At 53.1% G+C, this 22,463-nt stretch carries 23 protein-coding genes; 21 read left to right on the top strand and 2 right to left on the bottom strand.

The window, feature by feature from the left end; genetic code table 11:
* Positions 1-109 precede the first annotated feature (109 nt).
* The 21 genes from EDC52_RS11905 to yieH all read left to right on the top strand — a co-directional run bounded on the left by EDC52_RS11905 (position 110) and on the right by yieH (position 20,836).
* Positions 110-1,423, top strand: a complete 1,314-nt coding sequence (locus tag EDC52_RS11905; protein WP_165911713.1) for a cytosine permease — start codon at positions 110-112, stop codon at positions 1,421-1,423.
* A complete protein-coding gene (locus EDC52_RS11900) occupies positions 1,420-2,514 on the top strand; it encodes a DUF917 domain-containing protein (RefSeq protein ID WP_131865554.1) in 1,095 nt (364 codons plus the stop codon). Before EDC52_RS11905 ends, EDC52_RS11900 begins: the two co-directional genes overlap by 4 nt.
* A gap of 1 nt (position 2,515) precedes the next feature.
* Positions 2,516-4,081 carry a hydantoinase/oxoprolinase N-terminal domain-containing protein gene (locus EDC52_RS11895; RefSeq protein ID WP_131865553.1) on the top strand — a complete coding sequence of 522 codons (1,566 nt, stop codon included), beginning with the start codon at positions 2,516-2,518 and terminating at the stop codon, positions 4,079-4,081.
* 1,779 nt (positions 4,082-5,860) lie between these two features.
* Entirely contained in the window at positions 5,861-6,580 is a 720-nt protein-coding gene (locus EDC52_RS11885) for a beta-ketoacyl synthase chain length factor (protein ID WP_131865551.1), read from the top strand.
* Positions 6,580-7,398, top strand: coding sequence for a lysophospholipid acyltransferase family protein (locus EDC52_RS11880; RefSeq protein ID WP_230468028.1), 819 nt, complete (start codon positions 6,580-6,582; stop codon positions 7,396-7,398). The genes EDC52_RS11885 and EDC52_RS11880 overlap by 1 nt, the downstream gene beginning before the upstream one ends.
* The gene (locus EDC52_RS11875; protein ID WP_131865550.1) at positions 7,398-7,661 is read left to right on the top strand and encodes a phosphopantetheine-binding protein; all 264 of its coding nucleotides are present in this window, start codon (positions 7,398-7,400) and stop codon (positions 7,659-7,661) included. The genes EDC52_RS11880 and EDC52_RS11875 overlap by 1 nt, the downstream gene beginning before the upstream one ends.
* A gap of 37 nt (positions 7,662-7,698) precedes the next feature.
* The gene (locus EDC52_RS11870) at positions 7,699-7,947 is read left to right on the top strand and encodes an acyl carrier protein (RefSeq protein WP_407924214.1); all 249 of its coding nucleotides are present in this window, start codon (positions 7,699-7,701) and stop codon (positions 7,945-7,947) included.
* A gap of 6 nt (positions 7,948-7,953) precedes the next feature.
* Positions 7,954-8,526, top strand: coding sequence for a COG4648 family protein (locus EDC52_RS11865; protein ID WP_131865548.1), 573 nt, complete (start codon positions 7,954-7,956; stop codon positions 8,524-8,526).
* Positions 8,523-9,914 (top strand): AMP-binding protein, encoded by a 1,392-nt coding sequence (locus tag EDC52_RS11860; protein ID WP_165911706.1) that lies wholly within the window; start codon positions 8,523-8,525, stop codon positions 9,912-9,914. Before EDC52_RS11865 ends, EDC52_RS11860 begins: the two co-directional genes overlap by 4 nt.
* A complete protein-coding gene (locus tag EDC52_RS11855) occupies positions 9,914-10,276 on the top strand; it encodes an ApeI family dehydratase (protein ID WP_131865546.1) in 363 nt (120 codons plus the stop codon). The genes EDC52_RS11860 and EDC52_RS11855 overlap by 1 nt, the downstream gene beginning before the upstream one ends.
* Entirely contained in the window at positions 10,267-12,000 is a 1,734-nt protein-coding gene (locus tag EDC52_RS11850; protein ID WP_131865545.1) for a glycosyltransferase family 2 protein, read from the top strand. Before EDC52_RS11855 ends, EDC52_RS11850 begins: the two co-directional genes overlap by 10 nt.
* 1 nt (position 12,001) lies before the next feature.
* Positions 12,002-12,427 carry an acyl-CoA thioesterase gene (locus EDC52_RS11845; RefSeq protein WP_131865757.1) on the top strand — a complete coding sequence of 142 codons (426 nt, stop codon included), beginning with the start codon at positions 12,002-12,004 and terminating at the stop codon, positions 12,425-12,427.
* Positions 12,424-13,029, top strand: coding sequence for a LolA family protein (locus EDC52_RS11840; RefSeq protein WP_131865544.1), 606 nt, complete (start codon positions 12,424-12,426; stop codon positions 13,027-13,029). The genes EDC52_RS11845 and EDC52_RS11840 overlap by 4 nt, the downstream gene beginning before the upstream one ends.
* Positions 13,016-15,322 (top strand): MMPL family transporter, encoded by a 2,307-nt coding sequence (locus tag EDC52_RS11835; RefSeq protein ID WP_230468027.1) that lies wholly within the window; start codon positions 13,016-13,018, stop codon positions 15,320-15,322. Before EDC52_RS11840 ends, EDC52_RS11835 begins: the two co-directional genes overlap by 14 nt.
* Positions 15,319-15,885: a DUF3261 domain-containing protein gene (locus EDC52_RS11830; RefSeq protein WP_131865543.1), complete on the top strand. Its 567-nt coding sequence runs from the start codon at positions 15,319-15,321 to the stop codon at positions 15,883-15,885. The genes EDC52_RS11835 and EDC52_RS11830 overlap by 4 nt, the downstream gene beginning before the upstream one ends.
* Before the next feature lie 33 nt (positions 15,886-15,918).
* Positions 15,919-17,094 carry a beta-ketoacyl-[acyl-carrier-protein] synthase family protein gene (locus EDC52_RS11825; RefSeq protein WP_131865542.1) on the top strand — a complete coding sequence of 392 codons (1,176 nt, stop codon included), beginning with the start codon at positions 15,919-15,921 and terminating at the stop codon, positions 17,092-17,094.
* On the top strand, positions 17,087-17,551 hold the full coding sequence (locus EDC52_RS11820; RefSeq protein WP_131865541.1) for an ApeP family dehydratase: 465 nt from the start codon (positions 17,087-17,089) through the stop codon (positions 17,549-17,551). Before EDC52_RS11825 ends, EDC52_RS11820 begins: the two co-directional genes overlap by 8 nt.
* 4 nt (positions 17,552-17,555) lie before the next feature.
* Positions 17,556-18,287, top strand: a complete 732-nt coding sequence (locus EDC52_RS11815) for a 3-ketoacyl-ACP reductase FabG2 (RefSeq protein WP_131865540.1) — start codon at positions 17,556-17,558, stop codon at positions 18,285-18,287.
* A complete protein-coding gene (locus tag EDC52_RS11810; RefSeq protein WP_131865539.1) occupies positions 18,284-19,513 on the top strand; it encodes a beta-ketoacyl-ACP synthase in 1,230 nt (409 codons plus the stop codon). The genes EDC52_RS11815 and EDC52_RS11810 overlap by 4 nt, the downstream gene beginning before the upstream one ends.
* A gap of 174 nt (positions 19,514-19,687) precedes the next feature.
* A complete protein-coding gene (locus tag EDC52_RS11805) occupies positions 19,688-20,050 on the top strand; it encodes a hypothetical protein (RefSeq protein WP_131865538.1) in 363 nt (120 codons plus the stop codon).
* 108 nt (positions 20,051-20,158) lie between these two features.
* A complete protein-coding gene (yieH, locus tag EDC52_RS11800) occupies positions 20,159-20,836 on the top strand; it encodes a 6-phosphogluconate phosphatase (protein ID WP_407924216.1) in 678 nt (225 codons plus the stop codon).
* Between the two features lie 58 nt (positions 20,837-20,894).
* Here yieH and phoU read toward each other — a convergent pair whose 3' ends face one another.
* Entirely contained in the window at positions 20,895-21,629 is a 735-nt protein-coding gene (gene phoU / locus EDC52_RS11795) for a phosphate signaling complex protein PhoU (protein ID WP_131865537.1), read from the bottom strand.
* A gap of 14 nt (positions 21,630-21,643) precedes the next feature.
* The gene (gene pstB / locus EDC52_RS11790) at positions 21,644-22,420 is read right to left on the bottom strand and encodes a phosphate ABC transporter ATP-binding protein PstB (protein ID WP_131865536.1); all 777 of its coding nucleotides are present in this window, start codon (positions 22,418-22,420) and stop codon (positions 21,644-21,646) included.
* Positions 22,421-22,463: the final 43 nt, after the last annotated feature.

Genomic DNA, 22,463 nt, shown 5'->3' with positions numbered 1-22,463 from the left:
ACCCACCAAAGCGCATATTTTTTTTCGGATTCATTCAAAGGTTATAGATAATCTCGCACCAGGATTATATTTTTTAATACCGTTCAGGATATTTATAAGGATATAAATGATGGAAAATGAAAGTTCACAGACCAATGACTATTCGTTTGCGCGTGTACCGTCAAATAAAAAGTCGGATCTACTCACCGTATCCATGATAAGAATAGGCACAATGACCGCACTGGGGCAATTTATGCTCGGTGCTACGCTCGGTCATTCGATGACGTTCTCTCAGGCAATATGGGCCACGTTTCTCGGCAGCATGCTGCTTGAATTCATCAGCCTGGGTATTGGCATTGCCGCTGCGCGGGAAGGATTATCCACGACACTGCTGGCTCGTTGGACGGGCTTTGGCGTTATAGGCTCGGCCCTGGTCGGTATTGTTATCGCTTTTAGCTTGATGGGATGGTTCGGCGTTCAAAACGCCATTTTCGCTCATGGGCTGAATTATGCATTTGACGGCGCCATCGGCTTTTATCATTCCGCGGTCATAACCGGTATGGTGTTGACCATCCTGGTGGCGTTCGGATTTCGGGCCCTTGGCTGGACCGCCATGATCTCCGTCCCGCTGTTTTTCCTGGTGATCGGCTGGATAGCCATTGTTTTGCTCGGTGGTCATAACCTGCTGGAACTGATTAAAGGAGTGCCATCCGGTGAACCTATGTCCCTTGGCGTTGCCGCCACTACGGTTGCCGGCGGCTACATTGTAGCGGCGGTCGCTACCGCGGATCTCTGTCGCTATTGTAAAAGCACTGCGCATGTCTTCTGGATGATAACGCTCTCAATCATCCTGGGTGAGTTTATCGTTAACAGCATCGCCATACTTATTGCCCATGCGCTGGATACAGACGACGTTGTCACTATCATGACGCAAACTGCCGGCTGGATTGGGCTGATGTCGGTGATACTATCTGCAGTTAAAATCAACGATTTCAATATCTATTCCTCGACGTTAGCGCTGGCCGGCGCAGTGGAAGGTCTGACTGGACAAAAATGGCGCTATGTATGGCTCACCATCGGTCTGGGCATGGCCGGGACCCTACTGACCACATTGGATATCCTGGAAAATTTCACTGAATTTCTGATCCTCCTCGGCGTGATTTTTCCACCTATTGCCGGGGTTATGCTGTGCGACTACTACGTGCTGCGAACCTACCGCCAGGCGCTGGAGCAGACGCGGGCACAAAATCAATTGCCGCCTAATTCCTCCGCCGCCAGAGTAGGATGGAAAGCCATCGCCGCCTGCCTCGGCGCCACCGCTGTCGGGGTCATGATTGACCTGGGCATTCCTTCGCTGAATTCCTTAATGGCGTCGATAGCCATCTACTGGCTGCTGTGTACCACAGAGCGTCGGCTACAACCCCTGTTAAGGAGGCCGAAATGAGGTATCTAGATGAAATGAAAGTTGAGTTAATCGCGATAGGCGCATCAATTCTTGCCAGCGGTGGCGGGGGTGACCCCCATATCGGTAGAATAATGGCGATTAATGCCATCCGAAAATACGGCCCTATCCCACTGTATTCCGTTGAAGAACTCGACCCTCAGGACCTGCTGGTATCCACCGGGATGATCGGTTCACCCACCATCATGATGGAAAAAATCCCCAACGGTAATGAATCGACCATTGCCTGCCGGCTGATGGAAAAGAGGCTTAATCGCAAAATTAACGCCATTTACCCGATTGAAGCAGGCGGCATCAATTCACTATTGCCGTTGGCCACCGCTTGTCAGCTGGGCCTGCCGGTGGCCGATGTGGATGGCATGGGCCGAGCATTCCCGGAGTTCCACATGACCACCTTCCATCTTGATGATATTGATGCCTCACCTTTCGCCATCGTCGATGAAAAATTCAATCAAGTCGTAATCCAGTCAAAAGATAGCCACAAGACTGAAAAGTTTGCGCGCAGCATAACGGTCCAGATGGGGGGCGCGGCGATTTTTGCCGCTTATCCCCTGTCTCCAGCCCAGGCGCAACAATCAGGCATTCTCGGCACGCTAAGCCTGATGCAGATGATTGGTGAACAAGTAGAGCAAGCGCGCCGGGATAAAACAAGTATCGTCGATACCCTGGTCTCTCTACTGTATGGGCAGGTACTTTTCCGCGGCAGAATCAACCGGCTGGACCAGCGCAGCGATGACGGATTCACCCGCGGATCAGTAAGTTTTGAAGGGGTTGATAGCTGTGAGGGTAAATCCTACCGAGTTCAGTTTCAGAATGAATTCCTGCTGGCTGAATGTGCTGAACGCATGCTTTGCTGCACCCCGGACCTTATTATTCTGCTGGATGAAGATACCGGCACGCCACTGCTGAGTGAACGGCTGCGATATGGAATACGTACGGTAGCCATCGGCATTCCTGCTCATGCTAAATGGCGGACACCGCGCGGCATTGCCATAGCGGGTCCGCAATATTTCGGTTATGCATCTGACTTTAAACCACTAGAGTCGCTGAACGCCGCTGAAAAGGAAAGATGAGATGAGTTATCATTTAGGAATTGACGTCGGCGGCACTAACACTGATGCCGTATTATTGGACCGATCCACCAGGAAAGTCATCGCCAGGACCAAAAAACCGACGACAGCGGATATTATATCGGGAGTGGAGCAGGCTATCGGCTCTCTGCTTGGCAAGGCAAATGTGATCAAATCCGATATCAAACTGGCTATGCTTGGAACAACCTGCTGCACAAACGCCATTGTCGAACGAAAGGACTTGAACTCGGTCGCGCATTTTCGTCTCGGTGCCCCATCAACTACCGCCATCTTGCCTTTCAGTGACATACCGGATGATTTCAGGCGGCACATGGCGACTCGCCTGTTTGTCGTGGCGGGAGGAATGGAATATAACGGCGATATTTTATCTCCTCTTGATGAAGACACACTTCGCTGTCATTTACGTGAGATCAAGGGCGAGATAGATGCGGTCTCTGTTTGCGGCGTTTTTTCCCCGGTGCGGTCAATCCAGGAGCAAAGGGCGGCCACAGTAATCAGGGAAGAGCTGGGGAGCGATATACCGATCTCATTGTCCAGCCAAATAGGCTCCCTCGGTCTGCTGGAAAGGGAAAATGCCTCTATATTGAATGCCGCGCTGTTCAATACCGCCCGTCATATTACTAAAGGGTTCCACCTCGCGTTAGAAAAACACGCTATCAATGCCGAAACATACTTCAGTCAGAATGACGGTACGCTGATGTCACTGGAGCAGGCCGAGAAATACCCTATATTGACCATTGCGTCGGGTCCTACCAACAGTATTCGCGGCGCGTCATGGCTGGCGAATGTACAGAATGCCCTGATTATCGACATCGGCGGCACCACCACCGATGTCGGCTTCCTGGTTAACGGCTTTCCCCGTGAGTCCTGTATTGCAGCACAGATCGGTGGTGTTCGCACCAATTTCAGAATGCCTGATATTGAGTCGATCGGTCTGGGCGGGGGAACCATAGTGACTATCACAGATACGGGAGATATCCAGATAGGGCCGGAAAGCGTCGGGTATCGGCTGACTGAAAAATCGCTGGTATTTGGCGGTGATATTCTTACCCTGACAGATATTGCCGTGGCCAAGGGACAGAATATTTTGGGGGATCCGGGGCGTGTAAGTCATTTATCGGCCAGCCTGGTTAATCGTGTTTTCAAACACTATGTGGAGATGATTGAAAACGTAATAGATCGCATGAAAACACATGCCGCTCCGGTACCGGTAATACTGGTCGGAGGCGGAGCATTCCTTCTTCCCACCTGTCTGCGGGGCGCCGCAGAGGTCATCACACCGCCTAATGCTGACGTGGCCAATGCCGCGGGAGTGACTATCGCCCAGGTCAGCGGCAGCGTTGATACCATCATGTGCCTGGGTAATAAAAGCCTGGACGCCTGTATGCTGGAAGCGCAGGAAGCCGCTCGCCAAAAAGCGGTGGCTGCAGGAGCTCAACCGGATACCGTGGTCATTATTGATTTACAGAGCATGCCATTGGCCTACATGCCGGGTAACTCGGTCCGTATTCGGGCAAAAGCAGTCGGAATGCTAACGTCCCTGTGCTGATTCTGATTTACCATGTTGATTGGCAATGTTTGGAATAGGAAGTCACTCAATTTACCGTTTGTAATTAAACGAGTACTTCCTACTCTTGTTTAGTAGTTTGCTGCAATTTTAAATAGGAGATCTTTTAAACTAAACCGTACCCTGTATGGAGTAGAAAATATGCATAGTTGCAGCCCCAAATTTTTTAAAATCCTTATAGACAGAAAAATAAAATTTTCAAGAAGATGTGATGGAAGTACGATTATTCACGGTTCATTAGACCTGACACATAGTTATCTCACTCACATACCAGACAAGCTTATCGTCATGAATTCATTGATTATGCGATACTGTAACATAGACTATCTGCCCAATGATCTGCAGGTATTTGATGATATTGACCTCAAAAACACGCGAATAACATCCATTCCAGAAAGAGCGACGATAGGCGGAAGCCTATTTCTGGAAAATTCCAAGATACGCTTCTTACCCGACAACCTCGTCGTTAAAGGCGCCCTGGATCTTGAAAATACACCTATCGAAAAGTTACCTAGAAACCTTCGGGTTAATGATTATCTTAATATAAAAGGAACTAATATCACCAGTTTACCAAATGATCTATCGATAGGTAAAAATTTTTTACTAGATACCGACAAGATCAGAAATAATAGTACTTTGCAAAATGTGTTGCGTCGCTGTGGACTGGTACGTTGTTCATCGATGCATTATCAAACGGTAAGATATCCCTCTCTCATTTCGGTAGATTTTACATTACCCAATAAATATTTCTTCTATAACTGATAGTTGATATCCTGACGCTGCTGATAAGCACGTCACTGGATATTTTTGAAATTTAACAACACTTTCCATGAAAGTAAAAATCTAGCAATTTACAGTTTTCATTTTAACAAAATGACATTATCATGAATTCGCCACTGCCTTACTGTGTCACACCGGATGCTCCTTGTGTCGAGGACATCCGGAACTCTACTACTGAAGCACTCATCATAGTGAACAGAGTCATTCATAGTATTTAAAAGGTTTACTTCCTTTCTGTATTATTCCTCAATTGTTATATGTTCGGGGTACAATAATGGATTATTCCCTGCCAAACAGGTATATTTCTCCACCACGATTTCTAAACCACTTTTTGGTAAACAAGTGACTAAATTACTTCTTATTCTTATAAGCATCGTAGCGTTATCTGGCTGCGCCCGCTCGATAACCATTAACGATATACAGACTGCTTTGCCTGCCAGTTACAGTACCCAAGAAGTGGGAAAGGTCATCCTTGCCGCGGGCCAGTCCCAGCAGTGGCTGATGGCACCTGCTGGCCCGGGTCAAATTAACGGCCGGCTCCTGGTGCGGGATCATCAGATCGCCGTGCGAATAAACTATAGCGATACCGAATACACCATATCTTATATCTCTAGCCAGAATATGATGGCTAAAGACGGAAAAATACACCGCAACTATAACCGCTGGGTTAATAAACTTAACAAACAAATCTTGCTTACGTTGCCGATTAAATCCACAACGCCCTCGTGATCGGCTAAACCCGCTGGAGATGAACTCAGCACTCGGGCGATTTAGCATTAGGCCCTCACCGAGTAGCAACGGGTTCAAAAAGAGGGTCTATGCGGTGGAATTTACACCGCATTCTGCTCAACTTCACTTTGTAAATTACTGTAACCAGCATCAATGATGCAATACTCTATTGAAGCTGGCCCTAAACCTGGACGCTATTAATGGAATTTCCTGAAAGGCCAATGCGTTGATGATCCCAACCGGAGAGATTTCATGAAAGTGTCGTTTGATATTCTGGACTGGCAAGCGGCCGCCCCCGGGTTATCTTCCCCTGAACAATGGCAGGCCTGGAGCCACGGTTCTGAGCGTATTTATCCCGACGCGCCCATTCCCCCGTGCCGGCACTTGCCGATGATGACTGCCCGTCGGTTGAGCCAGGGCAGTCGAATGGCGGTGGATTGCGGTATGGCGCTACTGAAGCGACATCAGCCCCAGGCGGTAATATTCACCAGTCGACATGGGGAACTTGAACGCAATCAACGCATATTAGAGGCGCTCGCCCGGGGTGAGCCGCTGTCCCCTACCGATTTCACCATGTCGGTCCACAATGCCGCTGTCGGCAGTCTGACCATCGCCGCCAAGGCAACGCTGGTAGCCAGTTCGCTGTCGGCCGGGGAGGACAGTTTCCAACAGGGCCTGATTGAGGCCGCGGTTTTGTTGAACAGCGGCTATACCCAGGTTTTGCTGGTTGATTTTGACAGTCATATTCCTATCCTTTATCGCCCTCACCTTCCTGAACAAACGCCGGACTATCCCTATGCCGCGGGATTGATACTCGCTGCCGGCGACAGCGCCACCTGCACCTCAAGACCGGTCGAGGAAACCAGCATCCGCCAGTTGCCGCAAAGCCTGGCATTTATCCGTGGATGGCTGGGCCACCAGCGGCATTTTACCCTCTGCGGCGAACGTCAGTGCTGGGACTGGAGTTGCTGATGCAGTCCATGGACAGCGTGCCCCGAATGCCGGGGATGGCGGATAAACTGAAATACCCATGGCGTCTGGCGATGACCGGCCTTTGTTTTGCGCTTTTCGGATTAGGCGGATTGCTGCTGACCAGTTGGTTTCATATTCTTTGCTGGCTGCAGCCGGATAGTACCAAGCGAAAACAGTCGGCACGCACGGCCATATCAGCAAGTTTCAGGATTTTTCTGGCTACGCTGAAGTGGACCGGCGTCGCAGCCTATAATATCCAGGGCGCAGCGTTGCTGAAACAGGATCAGGGGTGCCTGGTACTGGCCAATCATCCGACCCTGATTGATTATGTTTTGCTGGCATCGGTAATTCCCCAATGCGATTGCATGGTTAAAGAAGCATTACAGCGTAATCCATTCATGTCCGGCGTAATCAAAGCCGCGGACTACCTGATAAATGGCCAGGCAGAGCCGTTACTCAGCGAGAGCAAAAATCGATTGAAGGCGGGAGATACATTGTTAATATTCCCCGAAGGCACGCGCAGCCGGTCGGGCGAGGCGCTTAAATTACAGCGCGGTGCCGCCAATCTGGCGGTGCGCAGCAGGTGTGATATTCGCATTGTTCATATACATTGCAGCGAGTCATTTTTAAGCAAGGGCAGTAAATGGTATCAAATTCCCAGGGTGAAACCGGTGCTGAGCATTGAGGTCCGTCAACGGTTTTCCGCAACCGATTTCATCCAGGAAGGGGATAACTCGCCAGCCCTTGCTGCCAGACGCCTGACTCGACATTTAACTTCGGCGCTTACTGCTGATAATAGTCATCAACGAGATAAGTAATGGAAGAATTAGAACAACAAGTAAAGCAGTTAATTATTGATACTCTTAATCTTGAAGAGATTACTACCAGCGATATTGAGACCGATGCGGCTTTATTTGGCGACGGTTTGGGGCTGGATTCAATTGACGCGCTGGAATTAGGTTTGGCCGTAAAAAACCGCTATCACCTTTCGCTTTCAGCTGAAAGCAAGGAAGTGCGCGGCCATTTTTTCTCGGTTGCTACCCTGGCGGCATTTATTCGGTCCCAGCAGACAAATATTTAACTGCCCTCATTAAATACTTATTAAAAACAGGCTCGTGATGGATAAGAATGCAGTTTACCAGGAAGTCTCGCAACTTTTGATAACGTTGTTTGAAGTGGCGCCGGAGCAGATCACGCCCTCTGCACGCTTATATGAAGATCTTGAACTCGACAGTATCGATGCGGTGGATATGGTGGTTCATCTGCAAAAGAAAACCGGTAAGAAGATCAACCCTGAGAAGTTTAAAACCGTCAGAACGGTTCAGGATGTGGTTGATGCTGTTGTCGAATTGCTGACCTCGGCCTGACAGCGGGTGAAACGCCTATTTCCTTCTTGCCTGCTGCGCTTCCTGGGTGTGCTGGCGCTTATCGCTTATCCTTTCGCCGTCTGGCTGGGGTTGAGCCATTGGCCACCAGAACGCCTGGCCGCGTTGCTGGGCCTGATGTTTATACTCAGGATGCTGCTCTGTCGGCGGCGGCTGTCAATGCCCTGGCTAGCCTCAGCACTGGCGCTGACTGGCATAGTGCTGTGTGTCGCCAGTTTGCTGCTGAAACAGTACCAGCTATTGTTATATTATCCGGTCATTGTCAATGCACTGATGTTGGTCCTATTTGGACTGTCGCTGTTCAGCCGGGCCAGCCTGGTTGAGCGTTTGGCCCGGTTGCAGAAACCCAATCTCAGTCCCGCAGGGGTCGCCTATACCCGCAAAGTGACTATTGCATGGTGCCTGTTTTTTCTCGCCAACGGCAGCATGGCGCTGTTTTCGTGTCTCTACGGAACTATGTCTTTCTGGGCGCTCTATAATGGTGCCATCAGCTACCTGCTTATGGCGCTGCTGATGGGGATTGAATGGCGGGTAAGAAAACGGGTCCAGGTGCAGCATTGAACGCCATAAAGACGCTTCCTCTGGCTGGCTGGCTCAGCCATGACAGACCTGACTCGCTGCCTGTCGCCTGGCAAGATGGCGTTACGTTGACGCTGGGAGATATGCGGCGGGATGTCTCCCGGTGCAGACACCGGCTTTATCAGCAATCTGCTGAACGTTATGCCCTGTGTTTCGACAACAGCTATCGTTTTGCCGTGGCGCTGCTGGCGGTGCTTTATAACGGTAAACTGCCGGTGATACCCGGCCATTGCCGGGAAAATCTGTTAAGGGAACAGGCGTGCTTTTTTGATGCGGTGATAAGTGATATGGCGCTTGATCCAGGCTGCCCGGTGGTAGGACCTTCCGCTGACGATAGCCGGCATCCGTTGCCTCTTCAGGCGTTAGCTGGTGACACATCCCTGATGATGTTCACCTCAGGATCCACCGGCCAGCCTAAACCGGTCATCAAAACGCTGAAGGCGATGGACACCGAAGCCGGCTGGATAGCCGATATCATCGGCATGCAATACCTGCGTCATCCGAGCTACCGTATTGTCTCAAGCGTCAGTCATCAGCATTTATATGGACTGACCTTCAGGCTCTATCTGCCACTGTCGCTGGGTATCCCCTTTGTCACTGATCAGATTCATTTTCCGGAAGAGCTGAGCCGCCAGGGTTCAGATGCCGTGAACCTGATTATCAGCAGTCCGGCTTTTCTCAGGCGGCTGGATTACACCCTCCCTGCTCCAGGCTGTGCTGCGGTATTCTCTGCCGGCGGACCGCTGTGCCCGGATGTTGCCCAGCGGGCCGGACAGTGGCTCGGCCAAGAAGTGACGGAAATATACGGTTCCAGCGAAACCGGCGTTATCGGCTGGCGACGTCGCCGCCGGCAAGAACAATACTGGCATCTTTTCCACGGTGTCCGGTTGAAAACCGACGCTCCCGCTTGCCCACAAATGGCGGATACGGCGAGAATCATCGCCACCTCTGCCCTTATTAACGATCCCATGGGTTATCTGCTGGATGACCATATCAAGCTTAATGCCGATGGCAACCGTTTTGAGCTGTCGGGACGACGTGATCTGACGGTCAAAATCGAAGAAAAAAGAATTTCGCTGAATGCCATCGAAAAACGCCTTTGCATGCTGCCTGAAATTACGGCAGCCGCCGTGCTGCCGCTGGAAAGAAATGGCCGGCAACGTCTGGCGGCGGTCATCGTTCTGACGACTGAGGGGACAACGGCGCTGGCGACTATCCCCAGACCTGAGCGGGTACGGCAGTGGCGTAAAGCGTTAACCGGTTGGATCGATCCGGTCGCCATACCGCGCTACTGGCGTACTGTCTCACAGTTGCCGCTTACCTCGCAGGGTAAAACCGACAGGCGAGCGCTTATGGAGTTATTCGGATAATGTTACCGCAAGAAATCTCCCGTCGTGCAATAGCGGACCACCAGAGAGAACTGGAACTGCTGCTGACGCCGTCGCTGTTCTGGTTTCGCGGCCATTTCAGCCAGCTACCGATACTGCCGGGAGTGGCCCAGGTCGACTGGGTACTGCATTACGCCCGCCATACCGGGCTTATCTGCGGGCAGTTCGGCGGTATAGAAAATGTAAAATTTCAGTACCCGGTCAGGCCCGGCCAGCGCCTGCTGCTTTCTCTGGAATGGCGGCAACCGCAGCGCCAGCTGCAGTTTCGCTACCAGCTTATCCACCAGCCTGATGCCGATGAGCCTATCACTGTCAGCAGCGGGAAAATAAAAATATGCCCCTGACGCCCTTAGCCACAGCGCCGATATCGGTCTGTATCGTCATTCCCTGTTTCAATCATGGACCGATGATGCCTGCGGTGATAACACGCCTGCGCCCGTTTGGGCTGCAGTGCATTATTGTTGATGACGGCAGCGAACCGGGCACCAGGGAGATGCTCCGTGCGCTGGCAGGCCCTGGGATTACGCTGGTCAGGCACGCGATCAATCAGGGAAAAGGCCAGGCAGTGCTTACTGGACTGGCTGCCGCTGCAGAGGCCGGATTTACTCACGCCCTGCAGGTTGACGCTGATGGCCAGCATTGCCTGGAAGATATTCCCCTGATGATCGCCGCAGCCTCGGCTCAGCCGAACACGTTGATTTCCGGGCAACCGATTTATGATCAGTCGGTGCCGCGCGCCAGGCTGTACGGCCGCTATATTACCCATGTCTGGGTATGGATAGAAACACTGTCGCTGACGCTTAAAGACAGTATGTGCGGGTTCAGGGTCTACCCTGTGCCCACCACTCTGGCGCTGGCTAGAGCGGTAGCGCTTGGCAAACGGATGGATTTCGATACTGAAGTGATGGTCAGGCTTTACTGGCAAGGAACGGAAAGCCGGTTTATTCCCACCAGGGTGACCTATCCGGCCGAGGGTTTATCCCATTTTGATGGGCTGCGTGATAATGCCCGCATCTCACTGATGCACGCCAGGCTGTTTTTGGGCATGCTGCCGCGTCTTCCCGGGCTGCTGGCGCGTAACTGGCGCCGGCGTAGCCGAAAGGATCACTGGTCACGTACCGAAGAGCGCCACGGCGCATTGGGCATGCGCGTTATGTTGACAGCCTATCGGATCGGCGGCAGAACGCTGTTCAATGCCCTGCTCTATCCGGTTATCGGCTATTTTTGGTTAACCGGCCGGACAGCGCGTCAGGCCTCGGTTAATTACCTTAGCCGAATTACCGTTACCGCTGAGCGCAAAGGCGTCTCGCTGCCCCATCCCCTGAACAGCTTTCGCCATTTTATGCGCTTTGGCAATGCCATGCTGGATAAACTGGCCGGCTGGCGCGGAGATTTGCGGCTCGGCGATCAGGTGGTTTTCGCCGATGAAAGGCAAAAAGAGCATATAGAACAACAGCGAGGCCTGCTGGTCCTGGCCTCCCATTTGGGAGATATTGAAGTCTGCCGCGCCCTGGCGCAGGGAAGCGGCAACATAAAAATCAATGCCCTGGTATTCAGCGCGCACGCCAAGCGGTTCAAGGCATTGCTGACCGAAGTATGTCCTGATGCCGGTATCAATCTGATTGCGGTCGATGAAATCGGTCCGGATACCGCCATTTTGCTGAAAACCAAACTGGACGCCGGGGAATGGGTGGCTATTGTTGGTGATCGGACACCGGTAATTGCCCCCGGAACGGTGAATCCGTCACCCCGGGTTATCTGGAGCGAATTCTTAGGCGAACCGGCGCCATTTCCTCAGGGGCCATTTATCCTGGCAGCCGCGCTGTGCTGCCCGGTGGCGCTGATATTTGCGCTTAAACAGCATAACCGACTGCAGATCCACTTTGAGCATTTTGCCGACCGCATAGCATTACCGCGCAGCCAGCGGCAACTGATGCTGCAACAAACCGTAGACCGCTATGCCGCCAGGCTTGAGCACTATTGTCTGATTTCCCCGCTGGATTGGTTTAACTTTTTTGACTTCTGGCAGCTGCCGGAAGCCTCACCCCCTGCAAAAGAAGATGTCTGAAATGATAAATCCGGACCCCCGCTTTACCACCGAGGTGGAATTAACCGTCCCGTTTCATGATGTTGATGCCATGGGTGTGGTATGGCATGGAAACTATTTTCGTTATATGGAAATAGCCCGTGAAGCGCTGCTAAACCAGTTCGACTACGGCTATCGGGCCATGAAGGCCTCGGGTTATCTTTGGCCGGTAGTGGACTCGCGCATTAAATACCGCAGCCCTCTGACCTTTGAACAGCGTATCCGAGTGCAGGCCACCCTTGAAGAATATGAAAACCGCCTGCGTATTGGCTACCGAATTTTTGATATCGCCGGCAATAAACCGACCACCACCGCCTACACCATTCAGGTGGCGGTAGAGCTGCAAACCGGTGAGCTGTGTTTTGTCAGCCCGCAGATACTGTTTGAGCGCCTGGGGAGGATTCAATGAAGACTTGGACATTGTTACTGCTGCTGGCGGTTTCGGCCGGTTCCAATGCCGTGACCCTCGACCAGTTGCAGCAGCGTTTTGCCGCTCAGCCGGTCATTCGCGCCCAGTTTACTCAACAACGCCATATCAGCGGTGTCGCGCCCTTGCGTTCAAGCGGCGAGCTGCTGATAGCTCGTGAGCAGGGACTCTGGTGGCGGCAGCGCCAACCTTTCGGACTGACGCTGATTCTTGACGACCGGCGAATGGTCCAGGTGACCGAAGAACAGCCGCCCCAAATCATTACCGCCGAAAGCAATCCACAAATGTTTCAGTTCAATCATCTCCTGCGGGCGCTGTTTCAGGCCGACAGGGCGGTTCTGGAGCAAAACTTTAGCCTGGAATTTACCGATAAAGGGCAGGAGCGCTGGCGGCTTATCCTGACGCCGCGCGTAGCGCCGCTGGACAAGCTGTTTACCCGTATCCAACTGGAAGGACAGACCTATCTGGACCAAATCCAGCTTCAGGATAAGCAGGGCGATGCCACCGACATCACTTTCAGCCGCCAAAGCGCCTCGCCGTCATCCCTCAATGCACAAGAAAGGCAGCGTTTTGACGTTCAGTAAATTTCATCGGCTACTGGCCGCTACCTGGCTGGCGGTATGTCTGGCGCTTATAGCGACGCTGGCCCTGGTGGCGCCCAAAAGCCAGATCAACAGCAGCGTATTGGCTTTGCTTCCCGAACAAGCGATGGGCCAGTTGCCAACGGCGATATACGACACATTTATCGAACGGCTCGACAGGCAATTGGTGTGGATGGTCAGTCCAGGAGAAGGAAACGGCCTGGAACCGGTCGAATGGTGGACCCGACAACTGGCGCAACTGTCCGGGATTGCCACGGTGAAGGGACAGATGACCGATGCACAGCAGCAATCCTGGGGCGCGTTTTTTTTCACCCATCGCAATGCCATGATCGATGAAGAGACCCGCAAACGGCTGGCGCAGGGGGGAAATGTCCAGGCCAACTGGATTGCCGGACAGCTTTATTCTGCTTTCGCCGGCGTCAGCGGCCAGGAAATTCGCCATGACCCGCTGCTGCTGGTGCGCGGGTCCCAGCTGGCGCTGAGCCAGCAGGCCTCAAGGCTGACGCTGGATAATGGTTGGCTGATGAGCCGGGATGACCAGGGGAATCGATGGTACATGATCCACGGGGAGCAGGTGTCCTCTGCCTATGACATGACCCGGGCCCACCAGCTGGTTTCACAGTTGTCCCTCCTGCAACAGCAGTTAGAGAACCGCTGGCCCGGGGCGAAACTGCTGTCCCGCGGTACGCTCTTTTACAGTGACCACGCCAGCCAGCAGGCTAAACATGATATTTCCACACTGGGCCTTGCGACCGTGCTCGGCGTGCTGTTATTGGTCGGTCTGGTGTTCCGCTCAATGCTGCCGCTGCTGTTGTGCGCCCTGTCGGTGGGGATTGGCGCATTAGCCGGTACAGCCCTTAGCCTGTTTATTTTTGGCGAACTGCATATCATGACGCTGGTCATGAGCCTGAGCATCGTCGGTATTTCAGCTGACTATACGCTTTACTTCCTGACTGAACGGCTGGTGCATGGCGCCCATACCAGTCCCATGGGCAGCCTGCGAAAAGTGCTGCCGGCGATGCTTACGGCGCTGGCAACGACGGTGCTGGCCTGGCTGGTCATGCTGCTGGCCCCCTTTCCAGGATTACGCCAACTGGCGGTATTTGCCGCCAGCGGCCTGGCGGCGGCCTGTCTGACGGTGATTTGCTGGTATCCGCTGCTGGTGCGACGCCTGCCGGTAAGGCCGATTCCCGCACTGGGCCTGATTCTCGGCTGGATAAGCGCGTGGCGCCACCGCAAAACCGTCTATCTCGGTTTGCCGCTGACGATCGCGCTGTTTGCCCTGTCCGGCCTGACACAGTTACATATAGACGATGACGTTGCCCGGCTTCAGTCCCTGCCCGGCGATGTTCAACGCCAGGAAAATGCGATAACCCGGCTCACCGGCCAAGGACTGGATCAAAAGTGGTTTGTGGTAACCGGAGACAGCGCTGAGCAGACGCTGCAACGGCTTGAACACTTCAGCCCGGCGCTTGCCAGGGCGCGCAGTGAAGGCCTGCTGGGATCCTATCGCTTATTACCGCTCTCCTCGCTGCAACGCCAGCAGCAGGATCTGGCTCTGCTTCAACAGGCGACGCCCGCGGTGGTTTCCCGCCTGCAGCAGTTGGGACTAGGCCCTGTGGAACCTTCGCTCAGCCCGATGCCGGTGACGCCCGGGGACTGGCAGCAAAGCGTGGTCAGTGAAGGGTGGCGTCTGCTGTGGCTGTCATTGCCTAATGGGCAAAGCGCAGTGCTGGTTCCGGTAGACGGCGTCAACGATACCGCGGCCCTGAACCTGCTGGCTCAGCGTTTCCCCGGCGTGAGCTGGGTTGATCGAAAAGCGGATTTCGATCTGCTGTTCGCCCATTACCGCACGATGCTGAGCTGGCTGTTACTGGGATCACTGGCCCTTATCGCCATCAGCTATAGCGTACGCCAAGGCTGGCGACAGGGACTACTGAGCGTCATCCCATCGGTTTTGTCCGTCGGAACCGGACTGGCGGTTCTGGCATGGAGCGGGCAGCCGTTAAACCTGTTCGCCATGCTGGCGCTGGTGCTGGTGCTGGGAATCGGCGTTAATTACACGCTATTTTTCGGTAATCCGCAGGGAACGCCGACCACCTCTATGCTCGCCATCACTTTGGCAGTGATCACCACGCTGCTGACGCTCGGCATGCTGGTTTTCAGCCAGACGCAAGCTATCCAGAGCTTCGGCATTGTTCTTTGCAGCGGCATTATTACCGCGTTTATCTTGTCGCCACTGGCCGCTGCCCGTTTACAGAGACCTCGAAAATGACCATCGCGCGTTTTATCATAATGCTCAGCCTGATTGCCGGGCTGTCCGCCTGCACCAGCCGTTCAAAGCCGCCTTCGGCCTGGCTGCAGCCTGGTGTCAGCGTGTCGCTGCCGGCACCGGGTATCAGCCCGGCCATTAACCAGCAGCAGTTGCTTACGGCAACAGTTAATGGCCAGCAGCATTCACTGCTGGTGCTGCTGAATGCCGATCGACAAAAGCTTACGCTTGTTGGCCTTTCGGCACTGGGGATTCGGCTGTTCCGGCTGTCCTATGACGACCGTGGCATCCATACTGAACAATCGCTGGTACTGCCCCAACTGCCGCCGCCCAATCAGGTATTGGCGGATATTATGCTCAGTTACTGGCCGAGAAGCGACTGGCAGCCTTTATTACCCAAAGGATGGTCGTTAACGGATGATGATCGCCAGCGCATCTTGACCGATAAACAAGGCCAGGTGGTGAGCACCATTACCTATGCGTTTTTTCAGGGCGAACGCCAGCCTGTGATTGTCGAAAACCGGGTATTCCATTACCGCATCGCTATACAGCGCCTGGCACAGTAACAGCCGTTCTTATCATTTCCGGATGAATTTATCATGATTTATGTTTCCGCCGTCGGCATGGTCAATGCGCTCGGCAACACGCTGGCGGACATCAGCGCTAATCTCTCCCTCGGCAATGCGCCGGGAATGGCCTTGAGCCATGACTGGCTGTCAGGCGGCCGTCCCTGCTGGCTGGGGCACGTTTGCGGGCCGTTGCCTGAGATTCCAGCCAGGCTAGAGCACCATAACAGTCGAAACAATCGGCTTTTGCTGGCGGCGCTGGACCCGATAAGACCCCAGGTTGAAAACGCCATTGCGACCTATGGCCGAGATCGGGTGGCGGTGGTGCTGGGCACCAGTACCTCAGGCCTGAACGAAAGCGAACAGCTGTTCGGGGCAGCGCGGCGGGAAAAACCCCTGTCTGATTATCACTATCAGCAACAGGAACTGGGCGATCCGGCTCGCTTCCTGTCGGCGCTGCTGCAGCTCACCGGCCCGGCCTATACCCTGTCTACTGCCTGTTCATCAAGTGCCAGGGCCATCATCAGCGGCCGCCGCATTATCGAAGCCGGCATGGCCGATGTGGCCATTGTCGGCGGAGCGGACAGCTTGTGCCGCATGACCATCAATGGTTTCGACAGCCTGGAATGCCTTTCGGCCCAACGCTGTGCGCCCTTTGGCGCCGACCGGGACGGTATTTCGGTCGGCGAGGGCGCAGCACTGATGCTGCTTAGTGCTGAACCGCAGGCGATTGCCCTGCTGGGGTGCGGAGAATCATCCGATGCCTGGCATATGTCGGCGCCTCATCCCGATGGCGTAGGCGCTAAACGGGCAATTACCATGGCGCTGGCCGATGCCGGATTACAGCCGGCGGATATCGGCTATATCAATCTGCACGGCACCGCGACCCGGCTTAATGATCATATTGAAGCGCAGGTCATTCAGGCGTTGTTTGCCGACCAGGTCGGCTGCAGCTCTACCAAGCATCTGACCGGCCACACCCTCGGTGCGGCCGGCGCGATTGAAGCCGCTCTGGCATGGCTGCTGCTTACCGCTGACCTGCCGCTACCGGCGCAATCATTTTCCAGCGCCGGCCGCGATCGGACCCTTGCCGAATGCGGACTGCTTACTTCAACCTCACGGCTGCGCCAACGGCGCATCATGTCGAATTCATTCGCTTTTGGTGGCAATAACACCTGTCTGATTCTGGGAGAGCCTGCCCGTGACTGATTTTTTGCCTGCCGCCGACTACCTGCCCCATGAAGAGCCGATGCTGCTGGTTGAACGGGTTAGCGAAGTGACTGCTGAAAGCGCTGTCTGCCATGTAAGGATAGATACCCATTCAGTCGTTGCCCCCTTTCTGAATGCAGCCGGCAACCTTCCTGGCTGGTATGCCCTGGAAATCATGGCGCAGACTATCGGCGTCTGGTCCGGATGGCATGCCCATTGTCAGGGAAAGCCCCCCAGTGTGGGTTTACTGCTAGGCTGTCGTGGCCTCACCTGTTCCGAGCCCTCATTCAACCATGGTACTGAACTGGAGGTGCGTATCAGTCTGCTGCTGCAGGATGAACGCATCGGCAGCTTTGAGTGCCAAATTTTAATAGATCAAACCCAGGTTGCCGCGGCAAGGCTTACCACTTATCAACCCAATAACAATGAAATCAGCCCGCTTTTGGCCAGGAATTAACTTAATGACACGATCGGTATTAATTACAGGGGCCAGTAAAGGCATTGGACGTTCTATAGCCTGCCGTCTAGCGCAGGATGGCTTTCAGGTCATTGTCCACTACCACCGCGATCGGGCAGGAGCAGAAGAAACCTTAAGACTCGCTGGCCTGCATCACCGTGGCGGCCGACTGATACAGTTTGATGCTGCCGACCGTGAAGCCTGCCGTCTGAAGCTGGAAGACGATATCAACACACATGGCGCCTATTATGGCATTGTCTGCAATGCCGGCATTACCCGTGATGGCGCTTTTCCTGCCCTGAGCATCGATGACTGGAATTCGGTCGTGCACACTAACCTGGACAGCTTCTACCATGTTATACACCCCTGCATCATGCCGATGATTGGGCTTCGAAACGGCGGCAGAATTATCACGATGTCCTCGGTTTCCGGACTGATGGGCAATCGGGGACAGGTCAATTACAGTGCCGCTAAAGCCGGCATCATCGGTGCCACTAAAGCACTGGCGGTTGAGCTTGCCAAGCGCCGGATAACCGTTAACTGTATCGCCCCGGGGCTGATTGAAACCGGTATGACGGCAATGGAGCCAGCTGCGCTGGAACAGGCGATGAGCCTTATTCCGATGAAGCGCATCGGACAAGGAGACGAAGTCGCAGGACTTGCCAGTTACCTGATGTCCGATATTGCGGGCTATGTCACCCGGCAGGTGATTTCCATCAACGGGGGAATGCAATGAACCGGCGCGTGGTCATTACCGGCATGGGCGGCGTCACCGCGTTTGGCGAAGATTGGCAATCAGTTTCCACAGGACTGCTGGCTGGGAAAAATGCCGTTAAATACATGCCTGAATGGCGGGAATTCAAAGGACTCAATACCCAACTGGCCGCCCCGATACCGGCATTTGCGCTGCCAGCGCACTACACCCGGAAACGCATCAGATCCATGGGCCGGGTATCGCTGCTGGCCACCCGCGCGACCGAACTGGCGCTGGAAAAAGCCGGTCTGCTCGATGATCCGATTCTGACCAGTGGTGAGACCGGCATTGCCTATGGGTCTTCTACCGGCAGTACCAAACCGGTAAGCGATTTCGCCACCATGCTGACGGAAAAACACACCAATAATATTACTGGCACTACCTATGTCCAAATGATGCCCCATACCGCAGCCGTAAACACCAGCCTGTTTTTTGGCTTGCGCGGCCGGGTAATCCCGACGTCCAGCGCCTGTACCTCTGGCAGCCAGGCCATTGGCTACGCGTATGAAGCTATCCGTCACGGCTACCAGACAGTGATGGTTGCCGGAGGTGGTGAAGAGCTTTGCCCTTCTGAAGCAGCCGCATTCGATACCCTGTTCGCCACCAGTCAGATGAATGATCACCCCTCCCTGACACCGTCTCCCTTTGACGCAGCCAGAGACGGCCTGGTCATCGGCGAAGGAGCCGGTACGCTGATTCTGGAAGAGCTGGGCCATGCCCAGGCGCGCGGTGCCAGGATATATGGCGAGATAATCAGTTTTGCGACCAATTGCGATGCCAGCCATATTACCCAGCCCCAGCAATCCACGATGCAGATCTGCATCAGCCAGGCATTGAAAAATGCCAGCCTGGCGCCGGAAGATATCGGCTATATCAGTGCCCACGGCACCGCGACCGAACGGGGTGATATTGCTGAAAGTCAGGCCACGGCGGCGATCTTCGGTGCCCGGACGGCGATATCGTCATTAAAAAGCTACTTTGGCCATACCCTGGGTGCCTGTGGCGCACTGGAAGCCTGGATGAGCCTGGAGATGATGCATGAAGGCTGGTTTGCGCCAACGCTTAATCTGCACAACCCCGACCCTTTATGCGGCGAGCTAGACTATATTATGGGAGAACCCCGGTATATTGATACTGAATTCTTTCAGTCCAATAATTTTGCCTTCGGCGGTATTAATACTTCACTGGTGATTCGTCGCTGGCCCTGAATGATATTTCACTTCCCAGCCTGGCCTTTATGGCCAGGATTAATGTCTGAGATAAGCCAATTCATAAGTGTTTACGCAAAAAAGAGATTGATGGATTAAAATGACCCAGCCAAACAGGTCATTCAGAGCATATGCTGGATAATAAATTCCACACTTTGCCTTATGAGGATTACCATGATCAACCAAAATTTCATTAATAATAGTAGGGTAAATGATAATGAACTCTATTTACTTGCCCCAATTCATGAATCCACGATCAAAAACCTCCCTGGTGATTATTTTGAAAATAAAAGCATTACACTGTTGAGGAAATTGAATAGAATAAAAAATTCCTCTTCTTCGTTGGTTATTAAAGCTGCCAAAATAATTTCCCCCACATTAATCGTTGCATGTACCATAATAGGAATTTATGAAATAGGCGACTCTGATAAATTTGATGAAAATACGAAAAAATACTATCCTTATTTCCTGGCAACTGCAGGCGGTCTATTATCTGGCATAGGTATAGCAATGAACATAATTGATAAAAATAATTGATATAAACTATGTTGATACTGGCATTGCCTGTCGATTGTTAACTACCTCAAGAGCTGATTGCGGGTTATACTGCTGGTCTACATCTATAGAGAGGGTGGGCAGATAGCAATGGTTTCCTGTATTCTTTTCGACTGTGACGGCACACTGGTTGATAGTGAAATTCTATGCTGCGAAGCCTACGTCGTGGTAGCCGCCAACTATGGCATTTCGCTTTCTCTGGACCGGGTGACCAAGGATTTTAAAGGCGTCAAACTGTATGACATCTTTGCCTCTCTCAGGGAACACCATGGTCTGCAGCAGGATGTTGCGCTACTTGAAGCTGAATACCGCCGTGAAGTCGCACGCTTATTCGATGAGCGGCTGGTTGCTATCGAAGGGGTACAGCAACTGATGGAGCAGATAACCGTACCGGTGGCGGTAGTTTCCAATGGGCCGGTAAGCAAAATGGAGCACTCTCTGGGGTTAACCCGGCTGAGGTCCTTTTTTGGCGATAAGCTGTACAGTGGCTATGATATCCGCCGCTGGAAACCCGATCCGGCGCTGATTCATCATGCTGCCGAGCAGCTTGCACTGCCGGTTGAACAATGCATTCTGGTGGAAGATTCCGTTTCAGGCACCCAAGCCGGTATTGCGGCCGGGATCCCGGTATTCTATTACTGCGCCGACCCGCATAATCTCCGCATCGATCATCCTCTAGTGACACATTTTGACCATATGGCGCAATTGCCGGATTTATGGCGTCAAAAAGGCTGGCAGTTAACGTGTCAGGCGGCTGCAACTGCATGATAAAAGTCATAAAGCCCCTTAACGGGGCTTTATCATGAGGATGATTTATCTACCAGTGTCATGCCTCTGGTGAGTTATTTTCTTTGTCCATCAGCAGGGTTTCCAGCGCATCTCCGCCTTTGTGGCGAAAATCCTGGCCTTTGACAAAATAGAAAATATTCTCACAGATATTTTGGCAACGGTCACCAATACGCTCAATCGAGCGGGCACAGAATAAGGCGGTCAGCACGCTGGGAATGGTGCGCGGATCCTCCATCATATAGGTCATCAGCTGGCGAACGATGCCCTCATATTCCTGATCCACTTTCTTGTCTTCGCGATAAATCCTGATCGCTTCATTTAGATCCATGCGCGCAAAGGCGTCCAGCACATCGTGCAGCATCTGCACCGTATGCCGTCCCAGAGACTCGATACTGACCAGCATCGGTAAATGCTGCTGGGAGTATTTTTCCAGCGCCGTTCGGCAAATTTTATCGGCTACGTCTCCGATTCGCTCCAGCTCGGAAATGGTCTTGATGATGGCCATCACCAGCCGGAGATCGCTGGCGGTAGGCTGACGCTTGGCGATGATGCGCACGCAAGCCTCATCAATCGCCACTTCCATCATATTAACCTGGGCATCGCCTTCCACCACCCGTTTGGCCAGATCTTCATCCTGGCTGTGCATCGCGCTGATGGCATCGGTAAGCTGCTGTTCCACCAGGCCGCCCATGGCCATCACCTGAGTGCGGATATGCTCGAGTTCGGCGTTGAACTGGCCTGATATATGTTTATTGAGATTAAGATTGTCCATGATGTGCCCCGTCATTAACCATAGCGGCCAGTAATATAATCTTCGGTTTGTTTATGCTGCGGAGCAGTAAAAATACGGTCCGTATCATTGAACTCAATCAACTCACCGAGATACATAAACGCCGTGTGATCTGAGCAACGCGCTGCCTGCTGCATATTATGCGTGACAATCACCACGGTATAATCGGTTTTCAGTTCAGAAATCAGCTCTTCGATGCGGCCGGTGGAAATAGGATCCAGCGCCGAACAGGGCTCGTCTAGCAGCAGCACATCCGGACGGATGGCAATACCGCGCGCAATGCATAACCGCTGCTGTTGCCCGCCAGAAAGGCTATAGCCGCTCTGGTGGAGTTTATCCTTGGTTTCATTCCACAGGGCCGCTTTGGAAAGCGACCATTGTACCCGCTCATCCATGTCCGCTCTGGAAAGTTTTTCAAACAAGCGCACGCCGAAGGCGATATTGTCATAGATGGACATCGGGAACGGCGTCGGTTTTTGAAACACCATACCTACTTTGGCACGCAACAGTGAAACGTCGCGTTTGTCGGTCAGGATATTCTCGCCATCCAGCAAGATTTCCCCTTCCGCCCGCTGGTCGGTATAAAGTTGGTACATTTTGTTAAAAGTGCGCAGCAGGGTCGATTTGCCGCAACCGGAGGGGCCGATAAACGCCGTTACCTGGTTACGCGCAATATCCAGACTGATGTTTTTCAGCGCATGGTATTTGCCATAATAGAAATTCAGATCCCGAACCTGGATTTTACTGTCGTTGGCATTGGTTATCCTGGTCATGCAACACTCTCTCTTTCAATCAATGACGCATCGTCGTCTGAAA

This window comes from Biostraticola tofi, from assembly GCF_004343195.1.
In the GTDB taxonomy this organism is placed as follows: domain Bacteria; phylum Pseudomonadota; class Gammaproteobacteria; order Enterobacterales; family Enterobacteriaceae; genus Biostraticola; species Biostraticola tofi.
Note: the sequence above shows the minus strand (reverse complement) of the source record. Positions and strands in the feature narration are given on the sequence as shown.